Origin of the sequence: Nocardioides sp. (assembly GCF_035481145.1) — a bacterium.
Classification (GTDB): domain Bacteria; phylum Actinomycetota; class Actinomycetes; order Propionibacteriales; family Nocardioidaceae; genus Nocardioides.
Map to the genome: position 1 here is coordinate 1 of NZ_DATIHB010000052.1, position 9,819 is coordinate 9,819.

Sequence of the window (9,819 nt, forward strand, 5' to 3'; positions counted from 1 at the left end):
CCCGCCAGCCGGCGAAGAAGGCGGCTGCGCCCGCCCCGGAGGAGCCGGTCGAGGACGAGACCGAGGTGGCTGCTGCTGCCGACGCCACCGAGACCGCCGACGCCACCGAGACCGCCGAGACCACGGAGGCCGCCGAGGCCACGGAGACCGCCGAGGTCACGGAGACCGCCGAGCCGACCGATACGCCGGCCGAGGCGGACGCCGAGGGTGACAACGGCGACGACGACGAGTCCGAGGACGGCGACACCGACGAGGCCGAGACCGACGAGGAGGGCGAGGGCCAGCCCCGCAACCCGAACCGTCGCCGTCGCCGTCGTGGTGGCCGTCGCCGCCGCAAGCCGGGTGACGCCAACGGCGAATCGAGTGGTGAGGGCGACGACGACGCCGACGACGCAGAGGCCGACGGCAGCCAGGGCGCTGCGCAGAACGGCAGCCGTAACGGCGGGCAGAACCGTGGCCAGAACGGTGGCCAGGGCCGGGGTCAGAACGGTGGCCAGCGGGCCGCCGCGAAGGGCGATGCCCAGGCTGACGACGCCGACGAGGCATCCGCCGACAACGGCCCCGGTGACGCCGACAACGACAACGACGCCGGCGAGGGCGGCACCACGCGCCGTCGCCGCCGTCGCGTCCGTGCCGGTGAGTCCGCCGCAGGCGAGGACGACCCGGAGAACACCGTCACCCGGGTCCGCCCCAGCCGCACGGGCGAGGACCAGATCACGAGCGTGCAGGGCTCCACCCGCCTCGAGGCGAAGAAGCAGCGCCGCCGCGAGGGCCGCGAGGCCGGCCGCCGCCGTGCCCCCATCGTCTCCGAGGCCGAGTTCCTGGCCCGCCGCGAGTCCGTCGACCGCGTCATGGCGATCCGCCAGCGGGGCGACCTCACCCAGATCGCCGTCCTCGAGGACAAGGTCCTCGTCGAGCACTACGTCGCCCGCGAGTCGCAGACCTCGCTCATCGGCAACGTCTACCTGGGCCGTGTGCAGAACGTCCTCCCGTCGATGGAGGCCGCCTTCATCGACATCGGCAAGGGCCGCAACGCCGTCCTCTACGCCGGCGAGGTCAACTGGTCCGCGCTCGGCCACAAGGAGGGCCAGCCGCGGAAGATCGAGAACGTCCTGAGCTCCGGCCAGACCGTCCTCGTCCAGGTGACCAAGGATCCGATCGGCCACAAGGGCGCCCGCCTGACCTCGCAGGTCTCGCTCGCCGGCCGGTTCCTCGTCTACGTGCCCGACGGCACCACCAGCGGCATCTCGCGCAAGCTCCCCGACACCGAGCGGGCCCGCCTCAAGGCGCTGCTCAAGGAGATCGTCCCGGACACCGCCGGCGTCATCGTGCGCACCGCCGCCGAGGGCGCTGCCGAGGACGAGCTGACCCGCGACGTCGAGCGCCTCAAGGCTCGCTGGGAGGAGATCGAGCGCCAGACGCAGGGCGATGCCAAGGGCAGTGCCCCGAAGCTCCTCTACGGCGAGCCCGACCTGACCCTGAAGGTGGTCCGCGACCTCTTCACCGAGGACTTCGCCAAGCTGGTCATCCAGGGCGACGACGCCTGGGACACCGTCCAGCAGTACGTCGCGCACGTCGCCCCCGACCTCGAGGACCGCCTCGAGAAGTACGACGGCGACGACATCTTCTCGACGTACCGGGTCACCGAGCAGATCCAGAAGGGCCTCGACCGCAAGGTCTGGCTGCCCTCCGGCGGCTCGCTGATCATCGACCGCACCGAGGCGATGACGGTCGTCGACGTCAACACCGGCAAGTTCACCGGCTCCGGCGGCAACCTCGAGGAGACCGTCACCAAGAACAACCTCGAGGCTGCGGAGGAGGTCGTGCGCCAGCTCCGGCTGCGCGACATCGGCGGCATCATCGTCGTCGACTTCATCGACATGGTCCTCGAGTCCAACCGCGACCTCGTGCTCCGCCGCCTGGTCGAGTGCCTGGGCCGCGACCGCACGCGCCACCAGGTCGCCGAGGTCACCTCGCTCGGCCTCGTGCAGATGACCCGCAAGCGGATCGGCACGGGCCTGCTGGAGGCCTTCTCCGAGACCTGCGAGCACTGCCAGGGCAACGGCTACGTCAGCCACGCGATGCCGATCGAGCCGAAGAAGTCCGACGACGGCGGCAACGCCCGTGGCGGCAACCGGCGCAACCGTGGCAAGGGTGGCAACCAGCAGGACGGCGGTGCCAACAACCAGGACAACGGTGGCAAGGCCCCCTCGCCCAAGGACGTCGCCGCGATCGCCCACGCCCCGGAGGCTGACAAGGCCGAGGCTGACAAGGTGGAGAACGCCGAGGGTGTCGCCGAGGCGACCGCCGTGGCGGACGCCGCTGTCGACACCGTGGTGGAGGCAGCTCCGGCTGCCCAGCGCGCCCCGCGTGAGCAGGCCGCGGTCCCGGAGTTCCTGCCGGGCGAGCCCGACCTGCGTGAGCTCCGCGCCCAGCAGAAGGCCGAGGAGGCGGCACGAGCCGCCGCCGAGGCGGAGCGGCAGGCGGAGGAGGCCGAGCGCAAGGCCGCCGAGGCCGCCGAGCGCAAGGCGCAGCGTGACGCAGAGCGTCAGGCCCAGCGCGAGGCGCGCGCTGCTGAGCGCAAGGCCGCCGCTGAGGCTGCCGCAGCTGCTGAGGTCGCCGAGGCCGAAGGTGTTGTCGCTGATGACGCCGACGCGACCCTCGACGAGGCGCCGGTGGTGGCCGACTCGGTCGTCGAGACGGTCGAGGCCCCTGCCGAGGCCCCGGCCCCGGACCAGGCTCCTGTTGTCGAGGCCCCCGTCGAGGAGGCGCCGGCGGCGCGGCCCAAAGGGGCGGACGAGGTTCCGGCTGCTCCGGTTGCCACGACCAAGGTCGTGACCCGCGAGCGTCGCGCCGTACGCCGTGTGGCCGGCTCTACCGCAGGTGCAGCGCCCGAGCCGGTCGCGATCGTGGTCGCGCCGCCCGTGGTCGCCGAGCCGGCGTCAGCGCCCGAGCCGCCGCGCGTGATCACCCGCCAGCGCAAGGCCGTGACCCGCGCTGCGGGTGCAGGTGCACCGGTGGAGGCGCCGGGCCCCGATGCCTCCGCAGCGGACGGCGACGGCACGGCTGAGCAGGCCGCTTCGGAGCTGCACGTCCCGGTCAAGAAGAAGGGCGCCCGCAAGCGCTGACACGGACTTCGCGGCAGGGGTCGCTGACAGGTTCAGCCCCGTTTTGCGCCTCTGCCGCGGGTTCCGTAGTATTGCCCCTCGGCGTGCAGACGTGCGCCCATCATTCCCTGTGCGGCCCCGGTGCCGGCGTGCCCCAGGGAGCCCAATGTTTTCAAGCACTGATTCGTGAGGAGACCGCGGTGTACGCGATCGTCAAGGCTGGCGCCAAGCAGCAGAAGGTTGCCGTGGGCGACGTCATCGAGATCGACCTCGTTTCGGCGAAGGCCGGCGAGTCCGTCGACATCCCGGTCGTCCTCCTGGTCGACGGTGAGGCCGTGACCTCCACCGGTCTCGACAAGGCCTCCGTCACCGCCGAGGTCCTCGGTGGCTTCAAGGGCCCGAAGATCATCATCCAGAAGTACAAGAACAAGACCGGCTACAAGAAGCGCCAGGGTCACCGCCAGAAGTACACCCAGGTCAAGGTCACCGCGATCAACGCCTGACGGCGTCGCGGACGAGAACTTCGAACAGATCCCAGAGGACTGAAAAATGGCTCACAAGAAGGGTGCCGCGAGCACCAAGAACGGTCGTGACTCCAACGCGCAGCGCCTCGGCGTGAAGCGCTTCGGTGGTCAGCTCGTCAACGCCGGCGAGATCATCGTCCGCCAGCGTGGCACCCACTTCCACCCCGGCTCCAACGTGGGCCGTGGCGGCGACGACACCCTCTTCGCCCTCGCCGCCGGTGCGGTCGAGTTCGGCACGAAGCGCGGCCGTCGCGTCGTCAACATCGTCCCGGGCGAGTGACTCTGACGTCACTCACCTGAGTCTTTCGAAGGGCGTCCCTGCAAGCGGGGGCGCCCTTCGGTATTTTCTTCCCGCGCCCTCCGGCGCATCCCAGGAGCGGAGTAACCCATGGCAGTGCCCACGTTCGTCGACAAGGTGACGCTCCACGTCGCCGCCGGACGCGGTGGTCACGGTGTTGCCTCCGTCCACCGGGAGAAGTTCAAGCCCCTCGGCGGCCCTGACGGCGGCAACGGTGGTCCCGGCGGCTCGGTCATCCTGCGCGTCGACCCCGACGTCACGACGCTGATCGACTACCACCACAGCCCGAAGCGGAAGGCGTCCAACGGCGGGCAGGGTGCGGGCGACCACCGCAACGGCGCCCACGGCCAGGACCTGGTCCTGCCCGTGCCCGACGGCACGATCGTCAGCCTCCGTGACGGCACGGTCCTGGGTGACATGCTCGGTGCCGGCACCGAGATGGTGGTCGCGCAGGGCGGCAAGGGCGGGCTCGGCAACGCCGCGCTGGCCAGCGCCAAGCGCAAGGCTCCCGGCTTCGCGCTCCTGGGTGAGCCCGGCGAGGAGCTCGAGATCGTCCTCGAGCTCAAGGTCGTCGCCGACATCGGTCTCGTCGGCTTCCCCTCCGCGGGCAAGTCGTCGCTGATCGCCTCGATCAGCCGGGCCCGGCCCAAGATCGCCGACTACCCCTTCACCACGCTCGTCCCCAACCTCGGCGTCGTCCGCGCGGGCGAGACGACCTTCACCGTCGCCGACGTGCCGGGCCTCATCGAGGGTGCGGCCGAGGGGCGCGGCCTGGGCCACGACTTCCTGCGCCACATCGAGCGCTGCGCTGCGCTGCTGCACGTCATCGACACCGCCAACATCGAGCCTGGTCGCAACCCGGTCGACGACCTCGACGTGATGGAGGGCGAGCTCGCGCGCTACGGCGGGCTCGAGGACCGCCCCCGCCTCGTCGCGCTCAACAAGATCGACGTCCCCGACGGCCGCGACATCGCGTCGTTCGTCGTCGACGAGCTGCGCGAGCGCGGCCTCGAGGTCTTCGAGGTCAGCGCGGCCTCGGGGGAGGGCATGAAGGAGCTGATCTTCGCGATGGCGCGGATCGTCCAGGCCTCCCGCGCCGAGAAGCCCCAGGTCGAGGCGACCCGTATCGTCATCCGGCCCCGCAGCGCCGACGGCGCTGACGACTTCACCGTCACCCGCACCGGCGAGGGCTGGCGCGTCCGTGGCGAGAAGCCCGAGCGCTGGATCCGCCAGACCGACTTCTCCAACGAGGAGGCCGTGGGCTTCCTCGCCGACCGCCTCAACCGCCTCGGTGTCGAGAAGCGCCTCGGGGAGCTGGGTGCGGTCGAGGGCGACGCGATCATCATCGGTGCCGAGGAGAACTCCGTCGTCTTCGACTTCCGCCCCGAGCTCGACGCCGGTGCCGGGGAGATGCTCGGCCGCCGCGGTGAGGACCAGCGCCTGCGCGAGGACCGTCCCGCCAACCAGCGCCGCCGCGACATCGCGGAGGCCCTGGAGGAGAAGGCGGAGAACGAGACCCGAGCCGACGTCGCCCGCCGTCTGGACAGCGCCAAGCAAGGGGCGCGCGGCGGCAGCTCGGGCCCGATGTCCTACGAGATCGGCTCCGCCGAGGACCCCGACTGGAACGAGTCCGACCCGGACGCCCAGTCGTGACCGCGGACGTCGGCAAGCCCGACCGGCGGGGTGAGGTCACCTCCGCCTCGCGGATCGTCGTCAAGGTCGGCTCCTCCTCGCTCACCACCGCCACGGGCGGCATCGACCCCGACGCCGTACGCCGACTGGTCGACGTGCTCGCCTCCGTGCGGGCCCGTGGTGCCGAGGTCGTGCTCGTCTCCAGCGGCGCGATCGCAGCCGGCCTGGCTCCGCTCGGGCTGGCGAAGCGCCCGCGCGGGCTCGCTGCCCAGCAGGCGGCGGCATCGGTGGGGCAGGGGCTCCTCGTTCACCGTTACACCGAGGAGCTCGCGCGCCACGGCCTGATCACCGGCCAGGTGCTGCTCACGGTCGACGACGTCACCCGCCGCTCGCACTACAAGAACGCCCACCAGACGCTGGCCGAGCTGCTCCAGCTCGGCGTGCTCCCGGTCGTCAACGAGAACGACACCGTCGCGACCCACGAGATCCGCTTCGGCGACAACGACCGGCTGGCCGCGCTCGTCGCGCAGATGGTCCACGCCGACCTGCTCGTGCTGCTCTCCGACGTCGACGGCCTCTACGACGGCCCTCCCTCGCGCCCCGGCACGTCGCTGCTCGCCGACGTTCGCGGTGAGGCCGATCTCGCCGGTGTGCAGATCGGCTCCGTGGGCTCTGCCGTCGGCACCGGGGGAATGGTGACCAAGGTCGAGGCCGCCCGCATCGCCACCGGCGCCGGCATCCCCGTCGTGCTCACCTCGGCGGCCAACGCGGAGCAGGCGCTGGGCGGCGACGCCGTCGGCACGCTCTTCCACGCCACCGGCAAGCGGCGGCCCACGCGGCTGCTCTGGCTCGCCCATGCGACCGAGCCGAAGGGACGCCTCCTGCTCGACGCTGGCGCTGCCCGCGCCGTGGTCTCACGGGGCGCTTCGCTGCTCGCCGCCGGCCTCACCGGGTGCGACGGCGCGTTCGAAGCCGGCGACCCCGTCGACCTCGTCGACCCCAGCGGCGCCTCTGTTGCTCGTGGCCTCGTCAACTTCGATGCCTCGGAGGTGCCCGGACTGCTCGGCAAGTCGTCGCGCGCGCTCCTGGCGGAGTTCGGCGAGGGCTACGACCGGGTCATCGTCCACCGTGACGACCTCGTTCTGCTCTGAACGTAATCTTGGCCCTGCCATGACCGTCTATCTCGACCACGCCGCGACCACCCCGATGCGCCCGGAGGCCATCGAGGCGATGACTGCGCAGCTCGGGGTCTCGGGCAACGCGTCCTCGCTGCACGCCTCGGGCCGCGCTGCCCGGCGGGTCGTCGAGGAGGCGCGCGAGTGCATCGCGCAGGCGCTGGGTGCCCGTCCGACCGAGGTGGTCTTCACCTCCGGTGGCACCGAGGCCGACAACCTCGCCCTCAAGGGCCTGTGGTGGTCGCGCGGCCGTCGTCGGATCCTGTCGACGGCGATCGAGCACCACGCGGTGCTCGACCCGCTCGACTGGCTGGCGACCCACGAGGGCGCCGAGGTGACGCTCCTTCCGGTCGACGACGGCTGTCGCCTGGAGCTGGCTACCCTCGACGCCGCGCTGGCCGCAGCGGATGACGTCAGTTTCCTCAGCGTCATGTGGGCCAACAACGAGACCGGTGTGCTGCAGCCGATCGACGAGGTCGTCGCCCGCGCTGCGGCCCTCGGCTTGCCCGTGCACAGTGACGCCGTCCAGGCGATCGGCGCGGTCCCCGTCGACTTCGCTGCCAGTGGCCTCGACGCGCTGACCCTGACCGGCCACAAGATCGGCGGACCGCTCGGCGTGGGCGCCCTGGTCGTACGCCGCGAGCTCGAGCTCACGCCCGTCATCCACGGTGGTGGCCAGGAGCGCGACCTGCGCAGCGGAACGATCGACGTCCCAGCGATCGCCGGCTTCGCCGCCGCGGTCGAGCTCGCGGTCAAGGAGCAGGCGGAGACCCGTCAGCGGCTCTCCGCACTCCGTGACCAGCTCGTTGCCGGCGTGCGCGCTGTGGTGCCGGACGTCCGGGTGCACGGCGAGCCGGCCGGCCAGCTGCCCGGCCACGCCAACCTCGGTTTCCCCGGCTGCGAGGGTGACTCGCTGCTCATGCTGCTCGACGCCCGGGGCGTCGAGTGCTCCACGGGCTCGGCGTGCAACGCGGGGGTCGCCCAGCCCTCGCACGTGCTCCTGGCGATGGGCTGTGCCGATGAGGAGGCGCGGGGCTCGCTCCGCTTCTCGCTCGGCCACACCTCGACGCCCGACGACGTCGAGGCTCTCGTCGCCGCGATCGGCCCGGTGGTCGAGCGCGCCCGCGCTGCCGGCGTACGTCCGTGAGTGCGCACGTGAGGATCGTGTCGTGAGGGTGCTCGCTGCGATGTCCGGGGGAGTGGACTCCGCCGTCGCTGCCGCGCGCGCCGTGGAGGCGGGGCATGACGTCACCGGCATCCACCTCGCGCTCTCCCGCAACCCGAAGTCCTACCGTTCGGGCGCCCGTGGCTGCTGCACGATCGAGGATGCGAACGACGCCCGGAGGGCGGCCGACGTGATCGGCATCCCGTTCTACGTGTGGGACATGAGCGAGGAGTTCCACGAGGGCGTCGTCGAGGACTTCAAGGCGGAGTACGCCGCCGGCCGCACGCCGAACCCGTGCCTGCGCTGCAACGAGAAGATCAAGTTCGCGGCCGTGCTCGAGCGTGGACTGGCGCTCGGCTTCGACGCTGTCGTGACCGGTCACTACGCGACGCTGCGCTCCGGGCCCGACAACGTGGTCGAGCTGCACCGGGCCGTCGACACCGCCAAGGACCAGTCCTACGTCCTCGGCGTGCTGACCCAGGAGCAGCTCGCCCATTCGCTGTTCCCCCTCGGTGACACCCCGAAACCGGAGATCCGCGCTGAGGCCGCGCGGCGGGGCCTGCTGGTCGCCGACAAGCCCGACTCGCACGACATCTGCTTCATCGCCGACGGCGACACCGGCGGCTGGCTCACCGAGAAGCTCGGCGACGCCGCTCCCGCGGGAGGGGCGATCGTCTCCTCCTCCGGGGAGGTGCTCGGGTCGCACGAGGGGACGCACCACTTCACGATCGGGCAGCGCAAGGGGCTCCGGCTGGGGCACCCGGCGCCCGACGGCAAGCCGCGGTTCGTCCTCTCCCTCGAGCCGGTGACGGGGACCGTCACGGTCGGCTCGCGAGACGAGCTGGCGGTGGACGGGCTCACCGCGATCCGGCCCCGTTGGTGCGGCACTACGCCGACCGTGCTCGACGGCCCCGAGGTCACGGTGCAGCTCCGCGCGCACGGCGCCGAGCACCGGGCCCGCGTGACCGTGGGTCGTCCGCCCGAGGCACGCCACAGTGGCAGGGCTGGGGTGGATGACCTCGTCGACATCGAGCTGCTCGACCCGGCCTCCGGCATCGCCCCGGGCCAGGCTGCGGTCATCTACGACGGCACGCGTGTCGTGGGCTCCGCGACGATCTCGTCCACCCGGCGTACGGAGGTGGGCGCGTGAGCGCGACCGGCATCGGTTCCATGCCCGGTGGGGACGCGCTGGCGTCGGAGGCCGACAACGCCCGGGAGTACGCCGAGGCGGTGCGGCTCGTGCTCGGCGAGCTGCCCGACTTCCCGCACGTCCCGGAGCTGCCCGGCCGCGGTGCCGGTGCCGGCATGACCGGTCGCGCCCTGGCAGTGGTGAGCGAGCTCGGCGTCGACCTGCAGCCCGCCGGCTGGCGACTGACCGGCGCGGGCTCCGGCGTCGACCACCGTCGCGCGCGTTCGCTGCTCGGCCGCGACCTCGATGTCTTCGAGGAGCACGCCCAGGGGCTCTCCGGGCCGGTGAAGCTGCAGGTCTGCGGCCCCTGGACCCTCGCCGCCACCGTGGAGAAGCCGCGTGGCGACAAGGTCCTCGCTGACCACGGAGCGCGGCGCGAGCTCGCCGAGGCGCTCGCGCTGGGCGTCGCCGACCACGTCGCCGACGTACGCCGCCGGGTGCCCCACGCGGCGGAGATCGTCGTGCAGGTCGACGAGCCTGCGCTCCCGGCCGTGATGGCGGCGCGGGTGCCGACGGCGTCCGGGTTCGGCAAGCACCGGACGATCCACCCGCCGGAGGCGTCCGAGGCGCTGGCGCGGGTCTTCCGAGCGGTCGCGGAGGCCGGTGCGACGCCGGTCGTGCACTGCTGCGCGCCCGACGTCCCGGTCGACCTCCTGCGCGGATCCGGAGCCCGGGGCCTCGCCGTCGACCTCGCGGTCCTCCCGGCCTCGGCGTACGACGGAGTGGCGG

8 protein-coding genes are annotated in these 9,819 nt (G+C 72.2%); all 8 read left to right on the top strand.

The features are described 5' to 3' along the window. On the top strand, positions 1 to 3,128 hold a 3,128-nt coding region (locus VLF38_RS04140), incomplete at its 5' end, for an Rne/Rng family ribonuclease (RefSeq protein WP_325270019.1). Positions 3,129 to 3,307: 179 nt separating this feature from the next. Further along, on the top strand, positions 3,308 to 3,610 hold the full coding sequence (gene rplU, locus VLF38_RS04145; RefSeq protein ID WP_325270020.1) for a 50S ribosomal protein L21: 303 nt from the start codon (positions 3,308 to 3,310) through the stop codon (positions 3,608 to 3,610). Between the two features lie 46 nt (positions 3,611 to 3,656). Continuing rightward, complete coding sequence (gene rpmA, locus VLF38_RS04150; protein WP_107700322.1) at positions 3,657 to 3,911, top strand: 50S ribosomal protein L27; 255 nt, start codon at positions 3,657 to 3,659, stop codon at positions 3,909 to 3,911. Positions 3,912 to 4,019: 108 nt separating this feature from the next. Beyond that, positions 4,020 to 5,582, top strand: coding sequence for a GTPase ObgE (gene obgE, locus VLF38_RS04155; protein ID WP_325270021.1), 1,563 nt, complete (start codon positions 4,020 to 4,022; stop codon positions 5,580 to 5,582). Continuing rightward, positions 5,579 to 6,712, top strand: a complete 1,134-nt coding sequence (gene proB, locus VLF38_RS04160; RefSeq protein WP_325270022.1) for a glutamate 5-kinase — start codon at positions 5,579 to 5,581, stop codon at positions 6,710 to 6,712. Before obgE ends, proB begins: the two co-directional genes overlap by 4 nt. Before the next feature lie 19 nt (positions 6,713 to 6,731). Further along, positions 6,732 to 7,883 carry a cysteine desulfurase family protein gene (locus VLF38_RS04165; RefSeq protein WP_325270023.1) on the top strand — a complete coding sequence of 384 codons (1,152 nt, stop codon included), beginning with the start codon at positions 6,732 to 6,734 and terminating at the stop codon, positions 7,881 to 7,883. Between the two features lie 22 nt (positions 7,884 to 7,905). Next, positions 7,906 to 9,051, top strand: a complete 1,146-nt coding sequence (mnmA, locus tag VLF38_RS04170) for a tRNA 2-thiouridine(34) synthase MnmA (RefSeq protein ID WP_325270024.1) — start codon at positions 7,906 to 7,908, stop codon at positions 9,049 to 9,051. Continuing rightward, positions 9,048 to 9,819 (top strand): methionine synthase (locus tag VLF38_RS04175; protein WP_325270025.1); only part of this gene is annotated, 772 nt, incomplete at its 3' end. The genes mnmA and VLF38_RS04175, both read left to right, overlap by 4 nt.

Coding starts and splice junctions, on each gene's coding strand:
- rpmA (WP_107700322.1), top strand. CDS start 3,657: ATGGCTCACAAGAAGGGTGCCGCGAGCACCAAGAACGGTCGTGACTCC.
- obgE (WP_325270021.1), top strand. CDS start 4,020: ATGGCAGTGCCCACGTTCGTCGACAAGGTGACGCTCCACGTCGCCGCC.
- VLF38_RS04165 (WP_325270023.1), top strand. CDS start 6,732: ATGACCGTCTATCTCGACCACGCCGCGACCACCCCGATGCGCCCGGAG.